Annotated in this window: 14 protein-coding genes; 12 read left to right on the plus strand and 2 right to left on the minus strand. The window is 67.4% G+C overall.

Going from position 1 to position 26,649, the window contains the following annotated elements:
* Positions 1 to 9: 9 nt before the first annotated feature.
* The 7 genes from ACE04A_RS17565 to treY are packed head-to-tail and all read left to right on the plus strand — an operon-like array spanning position 10 to position 17,718.
* A complete protein-coding gene (locus ACE04A_RS17565) occupies positions 10 to 3,252 on the plus strand; it encodes an alpha-1,4-glucan--maltose-1-phosphate maltosyltransferase (protein ID WP_448718886.1) in 3,243 nt (1,080 codons plus the stop codon).
* 18 nt (positions 3,253 to 3,270) lie between these two features.
* Positions 3,271 to 6,681, plus strand: a complete 3,411-nt coding sequence (gene treS, locus ACE04A_RS17570; protein WP_485820347.1) for a maltose alpha-D-glucosyltransferase — start codon at positions 3,271 to 3,273, stop codon at positions 6,679 to 6,681.
* The gene (gene glgB / locus ACE04A_RS17575; protein ID WP_485820348.1) at positions 6,678 to 8,885 is read left to right on the plus strand and encodes a 1,4-alpha-glucan branching protein GlgB; all 2,208 of its coding nucleotides are present in this window, start codon (positions 6,678 to 6,680) and stop codon (positions 8,883 to 8,885) included. The genes treS and glgB overlap by 4 nt, the downstream gene beginning before the upstream one ends.
* Positions 8,886 to 8,889: 4 nt before the next feature.
* The gene (gene glgX / locus ACE04A_RS17580) at positions 8,890 to 11,001 is read left to right on the plus strand and encodes a glycogen debranching protein GlgX (protein ID WP_447989135.1); all 2,112 of its coding nucleotides are present in this window, start codon (positions 8,890 to 8,892) and stop codon (positions 10,999 to 11,001) included.
* Complete coding sequence (gene treZ / locus ACE04A_RS17585) at positions 10,998 to 12,797, plus strand: malto-oligosyltrehalose trehalohydrolase (RefSeq protein ID WP_485820349.1); 1,800 nt, start codon at positions 10,998 to 11,000, stop codon at positions 12,795 to 12,797. The genes glgX and treZ overlap by 4 nt, the downstream gene beginning before the upstream one ends.
* Positions 12,794 to 14,956: a 4-alpha-glucanotransferase gene (malQ, locus tag ACE04A_RS17590; RefSeq protein WP_448718890.1), complete on the plus strand. Its 2,163-nt coding sequence runs from the start codon at positions 12,794 to 12,796 to the stop codon at positions 14,954 to 14,956. The genes treZ and malQ overlap by 4 nt, the downstream gene beginning before the upstream one ends.
* Entirely contained in the window at positions 14,953 to 17,718 is a 2,766-nt protein-coding gene (gene treY / locus ACE04A_RS17595) for a malto-oligosyltrehalose synthase (RefSeq protein ID WP_485820350.1), read from the plus strand. Before malQ ends, treY begins: the two co-directional genes overlap by 4 nt.
* A 12-nt stretch (positions 17,719 to 17,730) precedes the next feature.
* On the opposite strand, the gene fhuE is transcribed toward treY, so the two are convergent.
* Together fhuE and ACE04A_RS17605 are read right to left on the minus strand one after the other, a co-directional pair.
* Positions 17,731 to 19,938, minus strand: coding sequence for a ferric-rhodotorulic acid/ferric-coprogen receptor FhuE (gene fhuE / locus ACE04A_RS17600; RefSeq protein WP_448718892.1), 2,208 nt, complete (start codon positions 19,936 to 19,938; stop codon positions 17,731 to 17,733).
* Between the two features lie 184 nt (positions 19,939 to 20,122).
* On the minus strand, positions 20,123 to 20,995 hold the full coding sequence (locus ACE04A_RS17605) for a GntR family transcriptional regulator (protein WP_279996310.1): 873 nt from the start codon (positions 20,993 to 20,995) through the stop codon (positions 20,123 to 20,125).
* A gap of 169 nt (positions 20,996 to 21,164) precedes the next feature.
* Here ACE04A_RS17605 and ACE04A_RS17610 point away from each other — a divergent pair, with 169 nt between their 5' ends.
* From ACE04A_RS17610 to ACE04A_RS17630, 5 genes are read left to right on the plus strand one after another with little or no spacing between them, the layout of a single operon-like run.
* On the plus strand, positions 21,165 to 22,328 hold the full coding sequence (locus ACE04A_RS17610; protein ID WP_447992284.1) for a C45 family autoproteolytic acyltransferase/hydrolase: 1,164 nt from the start codon (positions 21,165 to 21,167) through the stop codon (positions 22,326 to 22,328).
* Positions 22,329 to 22,333: 5 nt separating this feature from the next.
* Entirely contained in the window at positions 22,334 to 23,278 is a 945-nt protein-coding gene (locus tag ACE04A_RS17615) for an ABC transporter permease (RefSeq protein ID WP_448718893.1), read from the plus strand.
* Positions 23,275 to 24,093 carry an ABC transporter permease gene (locus tag ACE04A_RS17620; RefSeq protein ID WP_448718894.1) on the plus strand — a complete coding sequence of 273 codons (819 nt, stop codon included), beginning with the start codon at positions 23,275 to 23,277 and terminating at the stop codon, positions 24,091 to 24,093. Before ACE04A_RS17615 ends, ACE04A_RS17620 begins: the two co-directional genes overlap by 4 nt.
* On the plus strand, positions 24,090 to 25,763 hold the full coding sequence (locus ACE04A_RS17625) for a dipeptide ABC transporter ATP-binding protein (protein ID WP_485820351.1): 1,674 nt from the start codon (positions 24,090 to 24,092) through the stop codon (positions 25,761 to 25,763). The genes ACE04A_RS17620 and ACE04A_RS17625 overlap by 4 nt, the downstream gene beginning before the upstream one ends.
* Positions 25,764 to 25,776: 13 nt before the next feature.
* Positions 25,777 to 26,631, plus strand: a complete 855-nt coding sequence (locus tag ACE04A_RS17630) for an alpha/beta hydrolase (protein ID WP_279996315.1) — start codon at positions 25,777 to 25,779, stop codon at positions 26,629 to 26,631.
* Positions 26,632 to 26,649: the final 18 nt, after the last annotated feature.

The following is a 26,649-nucleotide window of genomic DNA, read 5'->3' on the forward strand; positions in this document are numbered from 1 at the left end:
CGAATGCCCATGGCTGCTGCTTCGACGCCCGTCCCCTCTTTGCCCGCCGCGCTGCGCATCTGCCACGCGCCCCTGGGTTTGCCGGACGGCGCGCCGACGGCAGGCGACCCCGCCACGCTGCAAGCCCGGCTGGCCCGCATCCAGCAAGCTGGCTTCAATGCCGTGCTGATTCCGCCGCCCTGGCTGCGGCCGGCCGATGCGCGCACGCTGGCGCCCATCGATGCCGACCTGAGTCCGGCCGGCGATAGCACCGAGCCCATCACCGAGCGTCTTGGCCGCCTGGCCCGCGCCGCCACGGCGCAAGGCTTGATGCTGATGCTGCGGGTGGTGCTGGACCGCGTGTCGGTCGATGCCAGCGCCTCTACCGCGCAGCCCGGCTGGTACCACGCGCCGCCTGACGACCCCGCCCGCGACCCGCGCCTGCCCCTGAGCACCTGGGGCGTGATGGCGCTGAACCGCGAACCGCCCCCCGAGTTCGCGCAGGCCTGGGCCGAACGGCTGTTGCGCTGGGTTGACGCGGGCGTGGCCGGTTTTGTCTTTGAATCGCCGCAGGCGCTGCCCGCCGCGAGCTGGCGCGACCTGCTGGCCCCGCTGCGCCAACATGCCTCCCCGCCCCGCTGCCTGGCGTGGACGCCCGGCCTGACCCAGCCGCAACTGGACGCGCTGCGCGATGCCGGTTTTGATGGCGTGTTTTCGTCCTTGCCCTGGTGGGACTACAAGTCCGCCTGGCTGGCCGAAGAAGCCGCGCGGCTACAGCGGGTGGCGCCGGTGCTGGCCAGCACGCAGCCGCTGGAAGGCCACGCCCCGAACCGGCCTGACGCGGATATACGCGGCGCCTGGGCCGCCGCCTTTACCGCGAATGGCTGGATGGCGACGGAAACCGAGATTGACGCGCCCGCCCAGATTCCAGACATCAACCAATGGCTAAGCGGCCAGGACCTGCCCACGGGGTTGCCCTCGGGGTTGCCCGCGGGGTTGCCTTGCGTGCTGGGCGGCCGCGATGGCCGCGCCACGCTGATCCTGCGCAACACCGCCGACGGCGCAACGGCCGTGCTGGCCCTGAACCCCGCCGACGCCAAGCCCGCCCACATCGATTGGGATGCGGTGGCCCCTAGCCTGCCGCCCGGCGACATCCTGCCCCAACGCATGACGGACGCGCCCGTCCTGGCCGGCGACACGTTGCCGCCCGGCGCCTGCATGCTGCTGTCCGTGACGCCCATGCCGCCCGTGCGCGAGGCCTCGCGCCACCCCGGCCCGCGCACCGAAGGCGGGGCCGGTCTGCGCGTGGCCATCGAAAGCGTGTCGCCCGCCGTGGACGATGGCGCGCATCCCGTGAAGTGCACGGTGCATGAGCGCATCACCGTCCAGGCCGACCTGCTGATGGATGGGCACGACCGCATCGCGGGCGAAGTGCGCTGGCGCGCCGCCGACGAAGCCAACTGGAAACGCACGCCGCTAAAACTGCTGTCCAACGACCGCTGGCAGGCTAGTTTTCGGCCCCGGCGAATCGGACCGCACGAATTCCAGGTGGCGGCGTGGTTTGACGTTTGGCAGACCTATCACCACGACCTTGAGGTCAAGCACGACGCCGGCCTTGCGCTACAGCTTGAAGTGGCCGAGGGCATGCAGTTGCTGCGCGAAGCCGACAAACGCGCCAGCCAGCATGCCTATCCCGCCGACAGCGTGGCGGTCGTCAAGCAGGCGTTGAAAACCCTGCCCGACCCGAAGGCGGGCACGGAACCCACCGAGGCGCACATCGCGCTGCTGCTCAGCCCCGAGTTGGCCGCCGCCATGCGCGCGCTGGATGCCCGCCCCTTTGAAACCGTGACGCCGGCCCCCTACCCCATCTGGGTGGACCGGCCGCAAGCCTGCCATAGCGCCTGGTACGAACTGTTCCCGCGTTCGCAAGCCCGCGAGCCCGGCCGCCACGGCACGTTTGACGACGTGATCGAACGCCTGCCCGACATCCAGGAAATGGGCTTCGACGTGCTGTACCTGCCGCCCATCCACCCGATCGGCCTAAGCAACCGCAAGGGCCGCAACAATGCGCTGACCGCCGGCCCGGACGATGTGGGCAGCCCGTATGCGATTGGTTCACCCGACGGCGGGCACGACGCCATCGAACCCAAGCTGGGCACGCTGCCCGACTTTTTGCGCCTGGTGCGCGCCGCGCAAGAACACGGTCTGGAAATGGCGCTGGACTTCGCCATTCAATGTTCGCCCGACCACCCCTGGCTGAAAGAGCACCCCGATTGGTTCTCGTGGCGGCCCGACGGGTCGCTGCGCTATGCCGAGAACCCGCCCAAGAAATACCAGGACATCGTCAACGTCTCTTTCTATGGCGGCCCGCCGCGCCGCGCCCGCAAGCTGGCGCTGTGGCGCGCGCTGCGCGACGTGGTGCTGTTCTGGGTGGACAACGGCGTGCGCATCTTCCGCGTGGACAACCCGCACACCAAGCCGCTGCCCTTCTGGCAATGGCTGATTGCCGAAGTGCATGGGCAGCATCCCGACGTGCTGTTCCTGTCCGAAGCCTTTACCAAGCCCAAGATGATGTACCGGCTGGCCAAGGTGGGCTTCACGCAGTCGTACACGTACTTCACCTGGCGCAATGACCGCGCCGAGTTGCAGTCGTACCTGGAAGAAATCTCGCACCCGCCGCCCGCTGATTTTTTCCGGCCGCACTTCTTCGTGAACACACCTGACATCAACCCGGTGTTCTTGCAGACCTCGGGCCGCCCCGGCTTCTTGATCCGGGGCGCCTTGGCCGCCATGGGCTCGGGCCTGTGGGGCGTCTACAGCGGCTTTGAACTGTGCGAGGCCGCGCCGGTGCCGGGCAAAGAGGAATACCTGGATTCCGAAAAGTACGAGCTGCGCCAGCGCGACTGGCGTGCCCCCGGCAACATCCGCGCCGAAATCGCGCGCCTGAACCAGATCCGCCGCGCCAACCCCGCCCTGCAAACACATCGCGGGCTGACGGCAATACCCAGCGGCAACGACCGCGTGCTGGCCTTCGTGAAGGCCACGCCCGGCTTGGGCAACGTGGTGTTCACCGCCATCAGCCTGGACCCTTTCCACTCGCAAACCACGCATCTGGAGGTGCCCTTCTGGTTGTTCGGTGAAGCCCGGCCCGCGCACCTTGAAGTCGAAGACCTGCTGACGGACAGCCGCGACACCTGGCGCGACGCGACGCGCACCGTGACGCTGTCCCCCGACCAACCCTATCGAGTCTGGCGCCTGTCCCTGCATGGTTGACCGCGCCTGGAGCCCAATATGATCAGTGAAACCCACCCCCAGAAAGATGACGGTCTTTGGTACAAGGACGCCGTCATCTACCAGTTGCATGTGAAGTCGTTCTTCGACTCGAATGACGATGGGGTGGGCGACGTCCCCGGCCTGATCATGAAGCTGGACTACATCGCCAGCCTGGGCGTGAACACGATCTGGCTGCTGCCGTTCTACCCGGCGCCACGGCGCGACGACGGCTATGACATTGCCGACTACCGGGGCGTGCACCCCGACTACGGCACCGTGGCCGACGTGCGCAAACTGATCCGCGAGGCGCATGCGCGCGGCTTGCGCGTCATTACCGAATTGGTGGTCAACCATACGTCGGACCAGCACCGCTGGTTTCAGCGGGCGCGCACCTCGCGCCCCGGTTCGGCGGCGCGCAATTTCTACGTGTGGTCCGACAACGACAAGGCCTATGCCGGCACCCGCATCATTTTTTGCGACACGGAAAAGTCCAACTGGACCTGGGACCCCGAAGCCAACGCCTACTTCTGGCACCGCTTCTATTCGCATCAGCCCGATCTGAACTACGACAACCCGCAGGTGCTGAAGGAAGTGCTGTCGGTGATGCGCTATTGGCTGGACATGGGCGTGGACGGGCTGCGTCTGGACGCCGTGCCGTATCTGGTGGAACGCGAAGGCACCAACAACGAGAACCTGCCGGAAACGCACCAGGTGCTGAAGCAGATACGCGCGGTGATCGACCAGGAATATCCCAACCGCCTGCTGCTGGCTGAAGCCAACCAATGGCCCGAGGACGCGCAGGAATATTTCGGCACCGGCGACGAATGCCATATGTCGTTCCACTTTCCGCTGATGCCGCGCATGTACATGGCCATTGCGCAGGAAGACCGCTTTCCCATCACCGACATCATCCGGCAGACGCCGGACATACCCGAAACCTGCCAATGGGCCATCTTTCTGCGTAACCATGACGAGCTGACGCTGGAAATGGTGACTAGCCGTGAACGCGACTATCTGTGGAGCGTCTATGCCGCCGACACGCGCGCCCGCATCAACCTGGGCATCCGCCGCCGCCTGGCCCCCTTGCTGGAACGCGACCGCCGCCGGGTGGAACTGATGAACAGCCTGCTCTTGTCGATGCCCGGCACGCCGGTGCTGTATTACGGCGACGAACTGGGCATGGGCGACAACGTGCACCTGGGCGACCGCGACGGCGTGCGCACGCCCATGCAATGGTCGCCCGACCGCAACGGCGGTTTCTCGCGCGCCGACCCCGAGCGCCTGCCGCTACCCGTGCTGATGGGGCCGCTGTACGGTTACGAGGCCGTCAACGTCGAGGCCCAGCAGCGCGACCCGCATTCCCTGCTGAACTGGACGCGCCGCATGCTGGCGCAGCGCCGCCAGACCCACGCCTTCGGCCGCGGCACGCTGCGCTTCATCCAGCCCGGCAACCGCAAGATTCTGGCGTACCTGCGCCAATGGAACGACACCATCATCCTGTGCGTGGCCAACCTGTCCAATGCGGCGCAGCCCGTGGAACTGCCGCTGCAAGCGTTCAGCGGCCGCGTGCCGGTGGAAATGCTGGGCGGCACGCCGTTCCCGGCGATCGGCGAACTGCCTTATCTGCTGACGCTGCCGCCTTATGGCTTTTACTGGATGGATTTGAGCTCCGACGCCGCCCCACCGGGCTGGCATGCCAGCGCGCCCGAACAGATGCCCGAGCTGACGACGCTGGTCTTGAAGTCGCGCGGTGGCGCGGCGTTGACGGATGCGTCGCGCAGCACGCTGGAAAAGGAAGTGCTGCCCGAATACCTGGCGCGCCAGCGCTGGTTTCCGGGGTCCACGGCGCCGTCGCGCGCCCGGCTGGCCTACGCCACGCCGTTTCATGCCAATGGCGGCGAGTACTACTGGGCCGAAGTGGAACCCGAGGACGGCAGCGGCGACGGCGGCAGCGGCACTGATGCCAACAACGCCAACGCGGCGGTCAACGATCACCCCCTGCGTGTCCAGGCGCCCTTCGTGCTGATCTGGGACGAAACCGCCCAGGTGCAATACCCCATTGCGCGCGTGCGCCGGGGCGCCGAAGTCGGCACCCTGGCCGACGCCTTTCTACAACCCGGCTTCGTGCAGGGCGTGATCGAGGCCTTGCGCGCCAGCCAGGCGCTGGACGGGCGCGACGGCGGCAAACCCGGCGACAAGCCCGGCATCATCCGTTGCCTGCCGGAACCCGCCCTGGCCGACCTGGACTTCGGCGACGAGCCCGCCTTGCAATGGATCAGCGCGGAACAGTCCAACAGTTCGGTCATCGTCGGCGGGCAAGCCATCCTGAAGCTGATCCGCAACGTACAGCCCGGCATATCGCCCGAAGTGGAAATCTCGCGCCACCTGACGCGCGCGGGCTACGCCAATATTCCCGCCCTGCTGGGCGAGGTGCTGCGCGTAGACGCCGACGGCGTGCCCCACACGCTGGCCGTGCTGCACGCCTTCGTCACCAACGAGGGCGACGCCTGGACCTGGACGCTGGACTATCTGAAACGGACGCTGGGCGCCGCGCTGCTGGGCGGCCACAGCCCCGAGGAATTCGAAGCCAGCCTGGAAGGCTATACGGTCATGGCCAGCACCATTGGCCGCCGCCTGGCCGAGCTGCACAATACGCTGGCACTAGCCACGGACGACCCCGCCTTTCCCGTCCACACCGCCACCACGGAAGACGCCCAGGCGCACGCCGCGCGCATCATCGCGCAACTGGATCGCGCTGAACAAGACCTGCGCGCCGCGCAGGACCGGCTGGAGCCGCCGTCGCACGCCTGCGCGCAATGGTTGTTTGAACATCATGGCCGCCTGGTCAAGCAGGTGGACGGCATGGCGCAGGCGCTGACGGGCGCGCCGCTCATCCGCGTACACGGTGACTTCCATCTGGGCCAGGTGCTGGTGGCGCAGACGGACGCCTACCTGATCGACTTCGAAGGCGAGCCCATCCAGACGCTGGAGGCCCGCCGCAGCGTGACGACGCCGTACAAGGACGTGGCCGGCATGCTGCGTTCGTTCGACTATGCCGCCGCGTCGGTGGCCCGTAGCGACCCGATGGGCGGCGCGCCCACCGACGCCAACGCGGGCCCCGGGGATTCGTCCGCCGCCCCGGGCGTGCCGCAGGACTTGCGCGACACGCTGCTGGCGCGCTTTGGCTCGCGCGCGGTCGAGGCCTTCCTGGTGGGCTATCAAGAGGCCGCCTCCACCGCGATTGCGCTGCCCGCCGCGCAAGAAGACACGCTGCTGAAGCTGGCGCAACTGGAAAAGGCCGCCTACGAAGTCAGCTATGAAGCCGCTCACCGCCCCGAATGGATCTCCATTCCGCTGTGCGCGCTGACCGAGCTGGCCCGCGAACTCTTGCAAGATGCGGCGATCAGCGCCGAGGAACACTCACGATGAATCTTCATGACAACGGCGCTCCGTCGCCGTCTTCTCCGCCTGCGGGCCAGCTTGATCCCCCCAGCTTGCAGGCCTTGGCCACGGGCCAGCACGCGGACCCGTTCTCGGTCCTGGGTCCGCACGATGGCGTGGTGCGCGCGCTGGTGCCCGGTGCGCGCGCGGTCGCGGTCGTGACTGCCGACGGCGCCCGCCTGCCGCTGCATGAACAAGGCGAAGGCCTCTACACCGGGGCCGTCCCCGACGCCCGCCCCGGCGACCCGGGCTCGTACCAATTGGCCATCCAATGGCCCGACACCGAACAACTCACGCCGGACACCTACGCCTTCGGCCCGGTGCTGTCCGACGCCGATCTGGCTGGCTTAGCCAGCGGCGACTGGCGCGCCGCGTTATCCGTGCTGGGCGCGCGGCTGGACGACATGCAGGGCGTGCCCGGGCTGCGCTGCGCGGTCTGGGCGCCCAATGCGCGCCGCGTTGCCGTGGTGGGCGACTTCAATAGCTGGGATGCCCGCCGCCACCCCATGCGCCTGCGCCACGCTGCCGGCGTGTGGGAACTGTTCATCCCCGGCGTCATGGCGGGCGATTGCTACAAGTTCGCCATTACCGACAACTCGGGCGCCATCGTATTCAAGGCCGACCCGATGGCGCGCCGCGCCCAACCCTCGCCGGCCACCGCTTCGGTCGTTGACGACCCCACCCCTTATTCCTGGACGGACGACGCATGGATGCGTTCCCGCGCAGAGCGCCAAGCGCGCCACGCTCCCATTTCCATCTACGAAGTGCACGCCGGCTCATGGCTCGCGCCCGACGCCGAGCGCTGCGTCTGGGACCAGCTCGCCGACAAGCTGCCCGCCTACGCAGAAGCCATGGGGTTCTCGCATGTGGAGCTGATGCCGATCATGGAATATCCCTTCGGCGGCTCCTGGGGGTACCAACCCCTGGGTATGTTCGCGCCGTCCGCGCGCTTTGGTCCGCCCGCCGCCTTCGCCCGCTTCGTCGACCGCTGCCACGCCGCCGGTATCGGCGTCATTCTGGACTGGGTGCCCGCCCACTTTCCGAATGACGCCCACGGGCTGGCGCGCTTTGACGGCACGCCGCTATACGAATACGCCGACCCGCGCGAAGGCTATCACCCCGACTGGAACACGCTGGTCTACAACCTGGGCCGCACCGAAGTCAAAGCCTTCATGATCGCCAGCGCCGTGCACTGGCTGCGGGAATTCCATATTGACGGGCTGCGCGTGGATGCCGTGGCCTCCATGCTCTACCGTGACTACAGCCGCCAACCCGGCGAATGGATCCCCAACGTACACGGCGGCCGCGAAAACCTGGAAGCCGTGGCCTTCCTGCGCGAACTGAACACCACGGTGCGCGAACAGGCGCCCGACGCCATCGTGGTGGCCGAAGAGTCCACCGCCTGGCCGGGCGTGACCGCGCCGGTGGCCGAGGGCGGCCTGGGCTTTCACTACAAATGGAACATGGGCTGGATGCACGACACGCTGCGCTACATGCACGAAGACCCGGTCCATCGCAAATACCATCATCACGACATCACCTTCGGCATGGCCTACGCCTATTCCGAACGCTTCATCCTGCCGCTCTCGCATGACGAGGTGGTGCACGGCAAGGGCTCGCTTCTGAACAAGATGCCGGGCGACACCGCCACCAAGCTGGCGAACCTGCGCGCCTACCTGGGCTTCATGTGGGCGCACCCCGGCAAGAAGCTGCTGTTCATGGGCGGCGAACTGGCCCAGCCCGCCGAATGGAATCACGACGCCTCGCTGAACTGGAGCCTGCTTGACGACGCAGGCCACAAGGGCGTGCAGCGCCTGGTGGCCGACCTGAACAGGTTGTATCGCGAATCGCCCGCGCTGCACGAGCAAGACACCGACCCCGACGGCTTTGCCTGGCTGGTCATGGACGACGCCGACAACAGCGTGGCGGCGTTCCTGCGCCGGGGCCGCTCGTCCTTGATGCTGGCCGTCTGCAACTTCACCCCCGTCACCCGCCACGGCTACCGCGGCGGCGTGCCCCTGGGCGGGCGCTGGACCGAATCCCTAAACACCGACGCCGGCTGGTACGGCGGTTCGGGCCAAGGCAACCAGGGCGCCGCGCAGTCATCGGATCAGGCCGCCCACGGCCACGCCCAGTCGCTGTCGCTGACCTTGCCGCCGCTTGCCACCCTGTTCTTCACGCACCAAGGCTGAATCCATGGACCCCACTCAGTTCACCCGTCTCACCACCGGTCAGCCGTATCCGCTTGGCGCCACCAGCGATGGCCTGGGCGTGAATTTCGCCGTGTTCTCGGCCAACGCCACCCGCATCGAGCTGTGCATCTTCGACGCGCGCGGCCGCAAGGAACTGCGGCGCTTCGACCTGCCCGAATGCACCGACGAGATCTGGCACGGCTATCTGCCGGACGCGCAGCCCGGTCTGATCTACGGCTATCGCGCCCATGGTCCGTATGACCCGCGCAACGGCCACCGCTTCAATCCGCACAAGCTGCTGCTGGACCCCTACGCCCGCCAGATGACCGGGCCGGTCAGCTGGAGCGATGCGCTCTTTGGCTACCGGCTGAATCACGCGCGCGCCGACCTGTCGATGGACCGACGCGACAGCGCGCCGGCCATGGCCAAGGGCGTGGTGACCGAAGACGTGCCGTTCAACTGGGGCAACAGCAAGTCCCCCAACACGCCGTGGACTGACACCACCATCTACGAAGTGCATCTGCGCGGCGTCTCGATGCAGCGCGAAGACTTGCGCCCGCCCCTGCGTGGCACCTGCGCCGCGTTGGCGGACCCGCGCTTTATCGAACACCTGCAACGGCTGGGCGTCACGGCCGTGGAACTGTTGCCCGTGCACGCTTTCCTGCAAGACCGCTTCCTGCTGGAACGGGGCTTGCGCAACTACTGGGGCTACAACACGTTGTCGTTCTTCTCGCCGGAACCGACTTATCTGCAACGCGGCCCCAACGACCTGCGCCAGGCCGTGCGGCGCTTGCACGCGGCCGGCCTGGAAGTGATTCTGGACGTGGTCTACAACCACACCTGCGAAGGCAGCGAGCTGGGGCCCACGCTGTCCTGGCGCGGGCTGGACAACGCCAGCTACTACCGGCTGATGCCGGGCGAAGAACGCTACTACATCAACGACACCGGCTGCGGCAACACCGTCAACGTGTCGCACCCCCGCGTGCTGCAAATGGTGATGGATTCCCTGCGTTACTGGACGCAGTCGTATGGCGTGGACGGCTTCCGCTTCGACCTGGGCGTCACGCTGGGCCGCGAAGGCACGGGCTTTGACCCCGGCTCGGGCTTTTTCGACGCCTTGCTGCAAGACCCCGTGCTGGCCGGCGTGAAGCTCATTTCCGAACCCTGGGACATCGGCCCCGACGGCTACCAGCTAGGCAACCACCAGCCCGGCCTGGGTGAATGGAACGACCGCTACCGCGACACCGTGCGCCGCTACTGGCGCGGCGACGAAGGCATGCGCGGCGACATGGCCGCGCGCCTGTGCGGGTCGCGCGACATCTTCGACCGCCGCCACCGCCGCCCCTGGGCCAGCATCAACTTCGTGTCCTCGCACGACGGCTTCACCATCCAGGACGTGGTCAGCTACGACGGCAGCCACAACGAGGCCAACGGCGAAGATGGCAACGACGGCCATTCGGAGAACTACAGCCACAACTGGGGCGTGGAAGGGCCCACGGAAGACGCCGCCATTCTGGAGCGGCGCGGCCGCGTCCAGCGCGCCTTGCTGGCCACCTTGTTCCTGTCGGACGGCACGCCGATGATGCTGGCGGGCGACGAGTTCGGCAACAGCCAGGACGGCAACAACAACGCCTATTGCCAGGACGGCCCGCTGTCATGGCTGGACTGGGTGCAGGCGCAGAGCGACACGGGCCGCGCGCTCAGCCACTTCGTGGCGCGGGTGGTGGCGCTGCGGCGCGATCACCCCAGCTTGCGCGCGGCGCGCTTTGGCGACGCGGCGCAGGAGATCTGCCCGGGCGTCAGCGCCATCAGCTGGCTGGACACCCACGGCGGGCCCATTGATCAGGCCGCCTGGGACGACCCAACATTGCGCACCATGGCCCTGCGGCGCGCGGCGCTGCGCGAAGACGGCAGCGCCGATATTTCCTTGCTGCTGATGAACCCCAGCGCCGAGCCGGCCACCTTCACCTTGCCCGAACCCGGCCAAGCCTGGATGCGTGAACTGGACTCCGCCACGCAAGTGCCCGCGGCCCCCGTTTCTGAATCCGAGGTCACGGTTGAGGCGCATAGCCTCGTCCTGCTGACCGCCACCTGCATCCCCGGAAGTGCCTCATGACCGTGTTGCCCGAACCCTATACCCATGGCGCGCTGCCGCTGCCTGACGGCCGCACGCGTTTTCGCCTGTGGGCGCCGTCGGCCCCGGCCGACCTTGCCTTGGTGATAGACGGGCGAGTTCCCATCGCGCTGCAACCGAATGCCGACGGCTACGCCCAGGTGGATGTGAACTGCCCGCCCGGCACGCGCTACCGCTATCGCATCGGGCAGGACCTGCTGGTGCCCGACCCCGCCTCGCGCTTGCAGGATGGCGACGTGCATGGCGCCAGCGTCGTTGTGGGGCCGGACACCTACCCCTGGCGGCATGCTTCCTGGATGGGCCGCCCCTGGCGCGAAGCCGTCATCTACGAAGCGCATCCGGGTCTGGCGGGCGGCTTTGCCGGCCTGACTGAACGGCTGCCTGACCTGGCCAAGCTGGGCATCACCGTGCTTGAACTGATGCCCATCGCGGACTTTCCCGGCCCGCGCAACTGGGGCTACGACGGCGTTCTGCCCTACGCGCCGGACACGGCCTATGGCACGCCCGACGAACTGAAGCGCTTGATCGACACCGCGCACGGGCTGGGCCTGTGCGTGATGCTGGACGTGGTCTACAACCACTTCGGCCCGGACGGCAACTACCTGTCCCAATACGCCGCGCCCTTTTTTCGCGACGACGTGTCCACGCCCTGGGGGGCCGCCATTGATTTCCGGCAGCCCGCCGTGCGCCGCTACTTTGAAGAAAATGCCCTGTACTGGCTGACGGAATACCGCTTTGACGGTTTGCGGCTAGACGCGGTGCACGCCATTCCCGACCCCGACTGGCTGGTGGAACTGGCGCGCTTCGTCCGTGGCCAGGTGCCGGCGCAGCGCCACCTGCACCTGGTGCTGGAAAACGACGACAACCGCGCCAGCCTGCTGACGGAAGGCTACGACGCGCAATGGAACGACGACGCGCACCATGTGCTGCATCACCTGCTGACCGGGGAATCCCGCGGCTACTACGCCGACTATGCGGAACAGCCCGCCCAGGCGCTTGCGCGGTGCTTGGCCGAAGGATGGCTGTATCAAGGCCAGCCTTCGCCTTACCGGCAAGGCGCGGCCCGCGGCGAACCCAGCGGCCACCTGCCGCCCACGGCCTTCGTGCTGTTCCTGCAAAACCATGACCAGACCGGCAACCGTGCCTGGGGCGAGCGGCTTACCGAGCTTGCCGAAAACGCCGAACGCCGGCGCGCCGCCGTCACGATGCAACTGCTGGCGCCGCAGATTCCGCTGATCTTCATGGGCGAGGAAAGCGGCAGCCGCGCGCCTTTCCTGTACTTCACCAGCCACACGGATCCGGCGCTGGCGCAGGCTGTGCGCGAGGGCCGCCAGCGTGAATTCGCCGCGTTCCCGGAATTTGCGGGCGCCAATGGCGAGCCCGTGCCCGACCCTAATGCCGAAACCACCTGGGAGCAAAGCGCGCCCTGGATCGGGGCCGACAGCGCGGAAGCACAGTCCTGGCGCAACCTGTACGGCGCGCTGCTGGATCTGCGCCTGCGCGTGATCGCGCCCCGGTTGGAAGGCGCGCGCAACGTGTACGCACGTGCCGTGGGCGACCACAGCGTGCACGCCCGGTGGCGCCTTGGCGACGGCGCCTTGCTGACGGCGTACGTCAACCTGGGGCCTATGCACGTGGCCTTGCCCCGCAAGCAAGCCACCACGCCGCCCCTGGCCTCGTCGCTGCTGTTTGAGTCGCGCGCGGGAGCGTTTGACGCCTTGAGCCAACGCAGCGTTTGCCCGGAAAGCACCGTCTGGCTGCTGGAGGACGCAGCATGAGCGGCGCCGCCCCCGCCGGGCTGTCCGAGCTGGCCGCCGAGGCCGGTATTGCCGAGCACTGGACCGATGCAAGCCAGCGCCCGCGCCGCGTGTCGCCCGACACCTTGCGCGCGCTGCTGGCCGCCATGGATTTACCGGCTGATTCCGAGGCGGACATTCGCGACAGCCGCCACCGCCTGGCCGAGATGTCCGCGCGCGCGCACCTGCCCGCCATGCTGATCGCGCTGCCGGGCGAGGCCGTGCCGCTGCCGCCCGGCTGCACGGGCGCCTATCGCATCGAATCCCCCTCTGGGCCGGCCCTCTCCGGCCGCACCTCACCGGGGCAAGACGGCGCCGCCACCTTGCGCGCGCCGGCAGGCCCCGGCTACTACACCGTGCACACGCAGGCCGGGATGACGACGCTTGCCGTCTGCCCGCCGCGCGCGCCGTCGCTGGATGAACTGCTGCAAGCCCAGGACGCTCGCGCCTGGGGCCTGGCCGTACAGGTCTACAGTCTGCGGCGCCCGGCCCCCGACCCAACCCAGGCCACGCACGGCTTTGGCGATTTCGGCGCGCTGCACGACCTGGCGGTCGCCACCGGCTCGGCTGGCGCCGATGCCCTCGCCATCAGCCCCGTGCACGCCATGTTCGCGGCGGACCCGTCGCAGTGCAGCCCCTATTCCCCGTCCAGCCGCTTGTTCCTGAACACCCTGTACGCCGACCCGGCCGGCATCCTGGGCGCGGACGCCGTGCGCGACGCGCTGGCGGGCATGACCCAGACGCGACTGCCTGTGCTGGACGCGCAACCCTTGATCAACTGGCCCGCGGCGGCGGCGTTTCGCCAGCAACTGCTGCGCCGCCTGCACGACCGCTTCACCACCCACGCCAGCGCCGAGCAACGCGGCGCCTATGACAGCTACCGTGCCACGGCCGGATCCGACCTGTTCGAGCACGCCCTGTTCGAAGCCCTGCACGCCGAGCACAGCCTGGCGGCGGGCGCGCCCGTGCCCTGGACGCAATGGCCCGCTGAATTTCGCGACCCGCGCTCATCCGCCGCGCAACGCTACGCGGCCGAACACGCCCACGATGTGGACGCGCACATGTTCAGCCAATGGCTGGCGTCCGAAAGCCTGAAGCGCGTGCAGCACGCGGGCCGCGATGCCGGCATGCGCGTGGGCGTGGTGGCCGACCTGGCCGTGGGCGGCAGCCCGCATGGCAGCCACGCCTGGAGCCGGCATGCCGACCTGATGACACGCGCCAGCGTGGGCGCACCGCCCGACCTGTACAACCCGCTGGGCCAAGGCTGGGGCCTGACCGCGCTGTCACCCACCGCCTTGCAGGCCTCCGGCTACTCGGCCTTTCTGGCGATGCTGCGCGCCTGCCTGGCGCACGCTGGCGGATTACGCATCGACCACATCCTGGGCATGGCCCGGATGTGGCTGATACCCGACGGCGCCAGCCCGCAAGACGGCGGCTATCTGCGTTATCCCTTGCAGCAGTTGCTGCGCCTGACCGCGCTGGAAGCTTGGCTGCACCGCGCGCTGATCGTCGGCGAAAACCTGGGCACGGTGCCGGAAGGGTTCGACGAACAGTTGGAAGCACACGGCGTGCTGGGCATGGACGTGCTGTGGTTCATGCGCGACGCCGGTGCCGCGCCGGAAGCGGGTGCCGACAGCGCAACACCGCCCGCCCCGTCCGCCGCTCCCCCCGACTTCCTGCCGCCCTCGCAGTGGCCCGCCAATGCCGTCGCCATGACTACGACCCACGATCTGCCCACGCTGGAAGGCTGGTGGCACGCGCAAGACATCTTGTGGCGTTCCCGCCTGCGCTTGCTGGCGCCTGACCAGGACGAAGCCGCGCTGCGCGCCGGCCGGCTTGATGAACGCGCCAGCCTGTGGCGGGCAGTGCAATCCTGCTCGCCGGCCGCGTCCACCTTGCCGCTGCCGCGCCGGACGCCCAGCGCGGAGCTGCTGGGCTTTGTCGCCGCCACGCCTTGCCCCTTGATGCTGGTGACGCTGGAGGACCTGACCGGGCAGTTGGACCAACCGAACCTGCCCGGCACCACCACGCATCACCCGAACTGGCGCCAGCGCGTGCCGCTGTCCGTGGCGGACTGCCTGAGCGCGCCCACCAGCCAGGCGCGGCTGCGTCCGGTGCGCGCATTGCGGGGTCGGCCATGAACCCGACGCTTATCCCCCGCGCCACCGCGCGCCTGCAACTGCATGCCGGCTTCACGCTGGACGACGCCCGCGCGCAGCTTCCCTACTACGCCGCGCTGGGCGTCAGCCACCTGTACCTGTCGCCCATCACCCAGGCCCGCGCAGGGTCTACCCACGGCTATGACGTGATCGACCACCAGCGCGGCAGCGCCGAGCTGGGCGGCGAAACCGCCTTGCGCCGCCGGGCGGACGCCGCCCGCGCGCGCGGGCTGGGGCTGATTGCGGACATCGTGCCCAACCACATGGCGGCGCATGCCTCGAACCCCTGGTGGGCGGATGTGCTGCGACACGGACAGGACAGTGCGCACGCCGGCACCTTCGATATCGACTGGGACGCGCCCGACCCCGCATTGCGCGGCAAGGTGCTGCTGCCCGTGCTGGGCGACCTATACGGCCAGGCCCTGGCGGCGGGCGACATCCGCCTGGAGCACGATGCGGACGCGGGCACCTGCCATATCCACGCGGGCGGCCAGCGCCTGCCGCTGGCGCCGGGCTCGCTGGCTGGCGGGTCGGCAACCAGCGAACTCAGAGACGAGCTAAAACCCGAGCTAAAACCCGATCTAAAACGAGATCCAACACGCGATCCAACACGCAAAGATCTCGCGCGCTTGTGCGCCGCCTGCGACCCCGGCACCGACGCGGGCCGCGCGCGGCTGCATGAGCTGCTGGAACGCCAGCACTACCGGCTGGCATGGTGGCGCACCGCGCCCGAGCAGATCAACTGGCGCCGCTTCTTTGAAATCAGCGAACTGGTTGGCGTGCGCGTGGAAGACGGCGCGGTCTTCGATGCCGTGCATGGCCTGGTGTTGCGCTTGTATCGCGAAGGCGTGCTGGACGGCTTGCGCATCGACCACATCGACGGCCTGGCCAGCCCTGGCGCCTATCTGCGCCGCCTGCGCCATGCCTTGCGGCAAGCGGATAGCGAGCGCAAACAGGCCGGCCTGCCTGGCGGCGCCTATCTGATCATTGAAAAAATCCTGGCTGACGACGAATCGCTGGACGCGCGCTGGCCCACCGAGGGCACCACCGGCTACGACTTCATGGACCAGGTGGGCGCGCTGCTGCATGCGCCCGAGGCGCAAGCCCAGCTTGAACGCTGCTGGGTAGCGTTAAGTGGTGACCCCCGCGACGCCACGGCCCAACTGCGCGACGCGCGCCACCGCATGCTGGCGCGCCATTTCCCCGCTGAACGACAGGCGCTGGTGCGCGCGCTGACGCGTATCGCCCGCTTCGACCTGCGCACGCGCGACTGGACCAGCCCGGCCATCGACCGCGTGCTGACGGCCTTGCTGGCGGCGTTTCCGGTGTACCGCAGCTATGCGGAAGACGGGGGGCGCAGCGCGGCCGATGCGCACTGGTGCCGCGTGGCGCTGGACCAGGCGCGAGAAGCGCTGGGCGACGCCACCGCCGACGCCCGCTTGCTGGAACAGATTGACGAATGGTTGGGCGGTGCGGCGCAACAGGACGTGGCGGACACCGCCGTAACGCAAGCCCGCGCGCTAGCCTTGCGCCGCTTCCAGCAGCTGACCCCGCCGCTGGCGGCCAAGGCCCTGGAAGACACCTTGTTCTACCGACGTGGCCCGCTGCTGTCGCGCAACGAGGTCGGTTCCAGCCCCACGCGCTTTGCCCTGCCGCTGCAAGCGTTCCATGCGCTGAGCGCAGCGCGTGCGCGCACGCATCCGCACGCCATGCTGGCCACCGCCACGCATGACCACAAACGCGGCGAAGACACGCGCGCGCGGCTGGCCGTGCTGAGCGAAGCGCCCGACGAATGGCTGCGCATGGTCGGCGCATGGATACCGCGCCTGGCCAAGCCGGGGGCGCCCAGCCCCGCCGACCGCTATCTGCTGCTGCAAAGCTTGGTGGGCGCGTGGCCGCTGTCGCTATCGGTCGAAAGCTTCGATGACGGCAGTGCCGAGGTCACCGCGTCCGTGTCTGAATTTCTTGAACGCATCGCGCAGTGGCAAGAAAAAGCCCTGCGTGAAGCCAAGCTGCACACCAGCTGGACCGACCCGGACGCCGCCTACGAAGACGCCGCCCGTGCCTGCATCACAGGCTTGCAAGACCCGGGCGATGGCCAGGCGCTGCTGCGCGACATCGGCGCCTGGGCCTTGCGCGTCGCTCCCGCCGGGCTGGTGAACAGCCTGACCCAGACCTTGTTGCGCAACACGCTACCCGGCGTGCCCGACCTGTACCAAGGCACCGACCTGTGGGACTTCAGCCTGGTCGACCCCGACAACCGCCGCCCAGTCGACTACGCCGAACGCGCGGCGTTGCTGAAGGCAGCGGATGCCGAGCTACCCATGGATACCGACGCCGCCGCCTGGCGCAGCGGCGCCATTAAGCAGCAACTGATCCGCCGCACCCTGGCGCTGCGCGCCCGCCACCCTGACCTGTTCAGCCTGGGGGATTGCACGCCGCTTGCCGTCGTCGGCCCGCGCGCGGCGCACGTAATTGCCTATGTGCGCCGACACGAGGGGCGCAGCGTTGTGGCGGTGGCGCCCCGGCTGTGCGCGCGGGCACTGGCGCCGTACACGGAAGACCAAGCCGCGCAGGCTTGCCGCTACTGGGAAGGCACGCGCGTGGTCCTGCCCGCCGATATTGATGCGGGCACGCTGCGCAATGTGCTGTCCGGGGCTCAGGTCAGTGCGAACGCGGCGGGCGAAATGCCCTTGACCGCGCTCTTGCGTGACTGCCCGGTGGCGCTCTGCGCAAGCGCATGAGCGCCGCCAAGCTTAGTACTGATAGCGCATCGTCAACATCCCGCTGGTGCCCGCGCCCCAAGCCCCTTGGCTGTAGAAGCCGACCTGGCTGTAGTACTTGCGGTCAAACACGTTGTTGACGTTCAACTGCGCCGACAGGTTGCGGTTGAAGCGGTAGCGCGCCATCAGATTGGTGATGGCGTAGCTGCCCTGGCTGACGCGCTCATCGCCGTTGGGGCCGCTGGCAATTGTGTAGACACCGCTTTGCCAGTTGACGCCGCCGCCCACCGTCAGGCGGTTCCAATCGCCCGGCAACTGGTAGGTGGTGAACAGGCGCACCAGCGAGCGCGGCTGGTCGGTCTGGATGGGGGCGCCGTCACCATCGCGGGCCGTCCAATGCGACCAACCGGCCGCCACGTTCCAGCCCGGCGTCACTTCGCCCGACATTTCCAGGTCAAAACCACGGCTGCGCGTACCTTGTGCGGCCCGATATGCCTGGTTGATCGAACCCGGCACCAAGTAACCCGGGTCGGTCTGAGCGACGTTGTCCTGTTCGACTTGAAAAATGGCGGCGCTGGCATTCAAGCGGCCTTCCAGGAATTCGCCCTTGATACCGGCTTCATAGGACTTGCCTTCCAGCGGGTCCAGCCAACTGCCGTTGCGGTCCTGGTAGCTTTGCGGGTTGAAGATGCCGGTGTAGCTGACGTAGGCCGTGTAGGTCTCGTTGATGTCGTACAGCAAGCCGGCGTAGGGAATGAAGGCGTCCTTGTCGAAGGCGGTATGGTCGCCGCCGCCAAAGCCCACCGAGTCCGTCTTCCAGGTGCTATAGCGGCCGCCCACGATCAGTTTCAAGGGGTCGGCCAGGTTCAGGCGCAGCGCCCCGTACCAGCCGCTTTGCTTGGTGGTGTAGCGGCTGGCGGTGACGGCAGTGTCGCTCCATTGCGGTTCGGGATACGAGCCATCCCAGTTGAAGAAGTTGCCCACCGGCGCGACGTCCAGCGCTGCGCGGTAGTCGAAGTCCGCGTATTGCCGCGTGAAGCTGGCGCCCACCACGGCTTCATGGCGGCGGCCGAAGGCCGTGAACGGGCCGGAGGCCTTCAGGTCCAGGCTGTTCTGCTTGCGGTCGCCCAGGTACCAGGCGGGCGATCCATTCACGCCCAAGCCGGTTTCGCGGTCGGGCCAGCCGTACATGTACAACAGCTTGCCGTCCATTTCGTGCTTGGAATGGGACGCCACGGCCTGCACGCGCCAGTCGTTGTCAAAGCGGTGTTCCAGGCTGCCGAAGCCGCCCGAGGTGGTGCTGCCCCATGAACTCCAGTCCGCGCCGGTATTCAGCGACCGCTTCCAGTCCGTGCGCCCGCCGTCCGCGTACCACAGCGGAAAGCCGCCCCAACTGCTGCGCTGCGGGTCGTTGTCCTGGTAGTTGAAGCCCGCGCTGAAGGTGGTGCGCGAAGTCAGGTCCGCGTCCACCACGCCGTAGAAGATTTTTTTCTTGTTCTGGTAGCCGTCCAGGTAGGAATGGTTGTCCTGGTAGGCCGACACGATGCGGCCGCGCACGCTGCCGGATTTGTTCAACGGCGTGGACAGGTCCAGCGTGCCGCGATAGGTGTCCCAATTGCCGGCGCTGACGCTGACGTCGGCCTTGAATTCGCGGCTGGTGGCGTGTTTGCGCACCAGATTGATGGACGCCGACGGATTGCCCGAGCCGGTCAACAGGCCGGTGGCGCCCCGCACGACTTCCACGCGGTCATAGATGATGGGGTCGAGGGACGATTCGCCGCCCGCATAGCCCGTGTCGAAGTCGGTGGGTACGCCGTCGTACAGGTAATTCGTAATAGAGAAGCCGCGCGAGCTGAATGAATAGCGCTCGCTGTCGTAGTTCTGTACGGAGATGCCCGGCGTGCTGGCCATGACGTCGGCCAGGGACAGCATGTTTTCGTCTTCCATGCGCTGGCGGGTCACCACCGTGACGGATTGCGGCGTTTCACGCAGCGTCAACGGCAGGCCCGTGCCGGCGGCCGTGGCGCGCGGCGTGTAGGACCCCGTCCCTTCCGTCGTGGTCGGGTCGCCCTCGCCCACGACCTGGACGGTGGGCAAGGTTGCCACAGCGCTGTCCTGCGCGGCAGCACTGGCGGACGCCAGGGCCATCAGCACCAGAACAGCGGTACGACGCCGAGGGAAGCCGGGCTGATTGACAGAAGGTATACGGGGTTTGCGGCGCTGCGGCCTGGCTTCTTGCATGCTGGCTTCCTCTCCCTGGGGGGCTTTTGATGTGGGGAGGAAGTGTAATGCGACTAATTCTCATAACTATCTGTTGTTGCGGATATACGACGCAAATCCACAAGCTGATGCCATATTTATCTAGGCAGAGCGGAAGAAATCGACCGCCCGAAGCGACCGCCCAAAGCGCCCGCCCCTTTGCCCGCTACATATCCGCCGACCGCGTGATGTGCCGCCTGAGCAGCGCGGTGGCGTAATCCCGGTCGCCTTCGGCCAGCGCCGCCAGGATGCCCAGGTGGTCGGTACACGCTTGGTGAATATGGATCTGGGAAAGATGCCCGAAGTTGGCGTATTCCGTCATGCGCCGCAACGAGTTCTGGCGCCGCACCGCTTCGGCCAGAAAGCGGTTGTTCGACCAGGCGGCCAGCGTTTCATGAAACGCCGCGTTGGCGTTGAACCAGGCGTCGCGCTGCAATTGTTCGATCGGCATTTGCAGAATATCGGACTGTTCGCGCTGCAATGCGGCCAGTTGATCCGGGCGCGGCGCGTAGCCGGGAGTCATCAACGCATTGCATTCGACGATCAGCCGGAACTCGTAGCTTTCATGGACGGCCTGTTCGTTATCCAGGCTTTCCACGAAGTGCCAGCCATGCCCCGGCAGGCGTTCGGCCAAGCCCTCGGTGGCAAAGCGCATCAATGCCCGACGCACCGCGCCGCGCGTTACCTGAAATTGTTCGACCAGTTGTGCTTCGGACACGTCGGCGCCCAAGCGCCCTGCCGCGCGCGCGCTCATCAGGTCGCCATACAGGCTTTCGGATTCGGAATGCGGCATCAGCGCGTCCAGGCTTTCGTCACTGCCGGGTTCACGTTCCAGCCGGTAGCCCTTGCCTTGCGTGTAGGCCACCAGGCCCTGGCGGGTCAGCAGGTTAAGCGCCTGGCGGATCGGTGATCGCGACACCTTGAGCTCTTGCGCCAGTCGCGCGTCCGACAGGCGTTCGCCCACTTGCCAGCGGCCGCCCTGGATCAGCGCGGTCAGCTTGCGGGCGATTTCGATCTGTAGGGGACTGAGCTCCTGCATGGCGTCGCGCTCCTGCGCAAAAAGGGTGGGTCTATCGTCAACGCCAATGTGCAAGCTTGGCATTCACGTTTTCCCTAGATTTTATATACATGGTCATAAAACAGATTGACAGCGATTATCCGGCCTAATTAGTGTATTACACAGCATCAAAATACAAAAGGACGGATAGATGTCGATCACCCCATTTCCCTGCGTAACGTTGACGGGCGGCCCCGAAGCCCGCGGCCGCCAGTACGGCCGGGCGCTACAACCCCGCATCCGTCGCAGTGTGGCGCTGTACGGCGGGGCCTTGGACAAGTTCGGCATGAGCGCCGCGCAGAAATCCGACTTGATCGCCGACTATGCGCGCCGCATCGGCGACTTCGACGACCGCTATGTCGAAGAAATGCATGGCATCGCAACGGGCGCCGACGTGCCGTTCGAAGACATCGTGATGATCAACGCCCGCACCGAAGTCATGGCCCTGGCGCGTGCACAAAGTAGCTTGGCCAATGACGACGACGAAGCCGACGACGGCTGCACCGGCGCCATCGTGCTGCCCGAGCGCAGCGTCTCGGGCAACCTGATTCATGCGCAAAACTGGGACTGGCGCGCCGAATGCGCGGACACCGGCGTGGTGCTGCGGGTGCGGCAGGAACACGGGCCCGACTACCTGACCTTTGTCGAAGCGGGCGGCCTGGCGCGCAGCGGGCTGAATGCGGCGGGCGTGTCCATCACCGCCAACTACCTGGAGTGCGAGCGCGACTACAAGACGCTGGGCGTGCCGCTGGGCCTGATCCGCCGCAAGGTGCTGGAACAGCAACACTTCGCGCTGGCGACCAAGGTGGTGGCGACCACGCCCAAGTCCTGCTCCAACAACATCATGATTGCGTCGGCGGCGGGCTTCGGCATTGATTTTGAATGCGCGCCCGACGAGGCCTACCCGCTGTACCCGGAGGACGGCCTGATCGTGCACGCCAACCACTGGGTCAGCCCCGTCGCCCTGAGCAAGCTGCGCGACACCGGTATCCCGCACGTACCCGAGAGCTTTTACCGAGACTGGCGCGTGCGCCGGCTGCTGCAAGGCCAAGGCCGGCTGCTGGACCGCGCCGGCGTCAAGGCTGCGCTGTTTGACGACTTCCTGGCGCCCTACTCCGTTTGCCGGCCGGCGCGCCACGGTGACGGCGGCAATCTGACCGCCACCGTGGCGATGGTGGTCATGGAACCGGCCCTGGGCCTGATGGAAATTGCGCCCCTGCCCGCCGCCAACCGGCGCTTCAGCACGTATCGGCTGGATGGCGACGAACCGCAAGATGCCGTTGACGTGCGGGAATCCGAACGGGCCACGGGCTGAACGCCATGCTTAGATTCGTCGCCTCGCGCGTGGGCATGGCGCTACCCACCTTGCTGATCGTGGCGCTTGCCGTCTTCATCCTGGTGCGGCTGATTCCCGGCGACCCCGCCGCGCTGATGCTGGGCGATTCGGCCGACGCCGCCAGCCTGGCCGTGCTGCGCGAGCAACTGGGGCTGAACGCCAGTTGGCCCACTCAATTCGCTATTTGGGCCGGCCACGTGTTGCAAGGCGACCTGGGCCATTCCATCGCCAACCAGCAGCCGGTGATGCCGCTGATTCTGGAGCGCTTCGCGGTCAGCGCGCAGATCGTGCTACCCGCCGTGCTGCTGGCCACGTTGGTGGCCGTGCCCGCCGGCATGTTCGCCGCCTGGCGCCAAGGCGGCGTGACCGATCTGGCGCTAGTGGCTGGCGCCACGCTGCTGCTGTCGCTGCCCGCCTTCTGGATGGGCTTGCTGCTGCTGTTGTTCTTTGCGTTGAAGCTGGGCTGGTTCCCCTTGGTGGGCTTCGTGGCCTTCAGTGAAGACCCCGGCCGCGCGCTGCTGTACCTGGTACTGCCCGTGGCCACGCTGCTGCTGCATGAAATTGGCGTGATCCTGCGCATGACGCGCGCATCCACGCTGGAAGTGCTGCACCTGGACTACATCACCCACGCGCGCGCCAAGGGCCTGCCGGAAAGCAAGGTGATGTGGCGGCACGCCTTCAAGAATTCATTCGGGCCGACCTGGACCTTGCTGGGCCTGATCCTGGGCAACCTGCTGGCGGGCGTCGCCGTCATTGAAACCGTATTCACCATCCCCGGCCTGGGGCGTTTGCTGGTCGACGCGATCTTCGCCCGCGACTACCCCGTCATCCAGGGCTGCCTGCTGTTCATCGCCACCGTCTACGTGTTGGTGAACCTGGTGGTGGACCTGCTCTATCCCATTTTCGATCCCAGGGTGACCGCGACATGAACCGCCGCTCTCTTACCGCCATTCTTGGCGGCACGCTGGTTGCCGTCGTGGTGATCACCGCCGTGGTCGCCTTGTTCTGGACTCCTTACGACCCGTTAAAGCTCAACTTCAAGGCGCGCCTGGCCGCGCCCAGCCTGACGCACCTGATGGGCACCGACGAACTCGGCCGCGACGTCTTCAGCCGGCTGATGCGCGGCACCACCGCCAGCCTGCGCGTCAGCCTGATGACGGTGCTGCTGGCCACCGGCGCGGGCGTGCTGATCGGCGCCGTCAGCGGCTTTCTGCGGGGCTGGCCCGACCGCGTGCTGATGGCGCTGAACGACGCGCTGCTGGCCTTTCCCGGCCTGTTGCTGGCGCTTGGCCTGCTGGCCGTGTTCGGCGCCAGTGAAACCGGCATCATCCTGGCGCTGGCCCTGGCCTATATGTCGTCTGTGGTGCGGGTGGTGCGCGGCACGGTGCTGAGCCTGCGCGAACGCGAATTCGTACGGGCGTCGCGGGTGATGGGCAATTCCGACCTGTACACGCTGATGCGCCACCTGCTGCCCAACTGCCTGGCGCCCGTCATCGTGATGGCTACTTCCATGTGCGGCTGGATCATCCTGGCCGAAAGCTCGCTCAGTTTCCTGGGCCTGGGCGTGGCGCCGCCCGCGCCCACCTGGGGCAACATGCTGGCCGGCAGCCGCAGCTATATCGGCCAGGCGGCCTGGCTGGCCATATTTCCGGGGCTGGCGATATCGCTGTCGCTGCTAGGAATCAACCTGTTGGGCGACGCCTTGCGCGACCGGCTTGACCCTCGCATGCGGAGGCGCGCATGACCACACCCTTGCTCAATATCGACCAGTTGACGCTGACCGCCGGCGCGGGGCGCCCCTTGGTGTCGCAAGCCAGTCTTGCGGTCGCGCGCGGTGAAATCGTGGGCGTGGTGGGTGAATCCGGCTCGGGCAAGACCCTGCTGGGCCGCGCCATCATGCGGCTGACCCCGCCCGCCATCGAGCGCGCGGGTGGCGACATCCACCTGGACGGCACGTCCATCTACGGCTTGCGCCCCGCGCAGTTGCGCGCGCTGCGAGGCCCCAAGGTGGCGATGGTGTTCCAGGAACCCATGACGTCACTGACGCCATCTTTGACGGTGGGCCAGCAGTTGGTCGAAGGCCTGGAACAACACGCGCCCGCCGAACGCGCCACGCATCGCGACCGCATCGAAGCCATGCTGCGGCGCGTGGGCCTGTCAGACGTCGCGCGCGTGCTGGACGCCTATCCGCATGAGTTTTCGGGAGGCATGCGCCAACGCATCATGATTGCGTCGGCCATGCTGTTGCGCCCGGCGCTGCTGATTGCGGACGAGCCCACCACCGCGCTGGACGCTGTCATCCAGCGCGAGGTGATGGAAATGCTGGTGGAGCTGACGCAGGAAAACGGCACCGCCGTGCTGCTGATCAGCCACGACCTGCCGATGGTGGCGCGCTATGCACAGCGCATGGTGGTGATGCGGCGCGGCGATATCGTGGAAACCGGCGACACCGCGCAGTTGCTGGCCGCACCGGCGCACGACTACACCCGCCAACTGCTGGCGACCCTGCCGCAGCGCCGGCCCCCTCGCCCGCTGGCCACGCAGGCGCCGCTGTTGGCGGCGCGCGGCCTGACCGTGGACTACGGCGCGCGCGCGGGCTGGTTCGGCAAGCGGGCCGGGCACCGCGTGCTGCATGGCGTGGACCTGGACATCCACCCCGGCGAGGTCGTGGCCGTGGTGGGCGAGTCGGGTTCCGGCAAGACCACCCTGGGTTCGGTCTTGACCGGGCTGGTTGCGCCAACGGGCGGCACGCTGCGCTACAAGGGCCAGCCCCTGGCCGCGCGCGGCCCGGTCTACAACGACTACCGCTACCACTGCCAGATGGTGTTCCAGGACCCGTACTCGTCGCTGGACCCGCGTATGACCGTGTTCGCGCTGGTGGCCGAAGCCCTGCGCCTGGCGCCCGCGCTTAGCCCCGCGCAAAAGCACGAGCGCGTGGCTGCCACCTTGCAGGACGTAGGCCTGGGCGGCGACTTCGGCCTGCGCTATCCGCACGAATTGTCCGGCGGGCAACGCCAGCGCGTAGCCATTGCGCGCGCGCTCGTGCGGCGGCCGGCGCTACTGATCGCCGACGAAGCCGTGTCCGCGCTGGACGTGACCGTACGCGCCCAGGTGCTGGACCTGTTGGCCGACCTGCAACAGCGTTACGGGTTTTCTTGCCTGTTCATCAGCCACGACCTGGGCGTGGTCGAACAGATTGCCGACCGCGTCATCGTGATGCGGTCGGGCCGCATCGTCGAAGAAGGCGTGCGCGACGCCATTTTCGACACGCCCCGCGAGCCCTACACGCGCCAGTTGCTCAGCGCGATTCCCCTGCTGGAAGCCACCGCCACGGGCGGGGTGCGCCTGAAATGGCGGCACGACACCCGCGCGGATCCGCTGCCGGCCGGCGCGCTTACCGAATCCCTTACCTAGGACACCCGCTGCCATGACCACACCCCCCGCCGCCCGCCAGGGCCACGGCATCAAGCTCAGCTTCTACGACTTCGGCCCCACGCCGTTCTTCGCCAGCCAGTTCGACCAGCGCTTCAGCTACTGCCTGTATGTGCCGAGGGACTATGACGAAACCGCGTCAAAAGCCTACGACCTGGCCGTCATCGTGCACGGCACCGGCCGCACCGCCGCCGAGTACCGCGACCGCTTCGCCGACTTCGCCCAGCGCAATGACTGCATCGTGCTGGCGCCGTTGTTTCCCGTGGGCATCATCGAACCCGGCGATCTTGCTAACTACAAGCGCATCCAGTTCCACGACATCCGCTACGACCACGTGCTGCTGGCCATGGTGGACGAAGTCATCGCCAAGTACCGCATCAACGGCAAGCGGTTCCTGCTGTACGGCTATTCGGGCGGTGGCCAGTTCTGCCAGCGCTTCTTCATGCTGCATCCCGACCGGCTGCAAGCGGTATCCATCGGCGCGCCCGGCGTCGTCACTCTGCTGAATCAGGACTACGACTGGTGGGTCGGCGTGCGCGACGTGCCGGCACGCTTCGGCGTCAAGCTCGACCTGGACGCGATGCGGCAGGTGGCCGTGCAGACCTTGGTGGGTACGGACGACACCGCCACCTGGGAAATCACCATTCCGCGCGACAGCAAGCTATGGATGCCGGGCGCCGAATTGCAGGGCGACAACCGCATCCAGCGCATCGACGCGCTAGCCAAAAGTTTCGAAGCGCATGGCATCAAGGTGCGCCGCGATACGGTGCCGGGCGTGGCGCATGAACCGTTCAAAGTCATCGAACCCGTCCAAGCCTTCTTCGAGGACTTTCTAAAGTCACGGCGCTAAGCCATTAAAAGCAAGGGG

It is taken from the genome of Achromobacter colocynthidis, assembly GCF_057334535.1.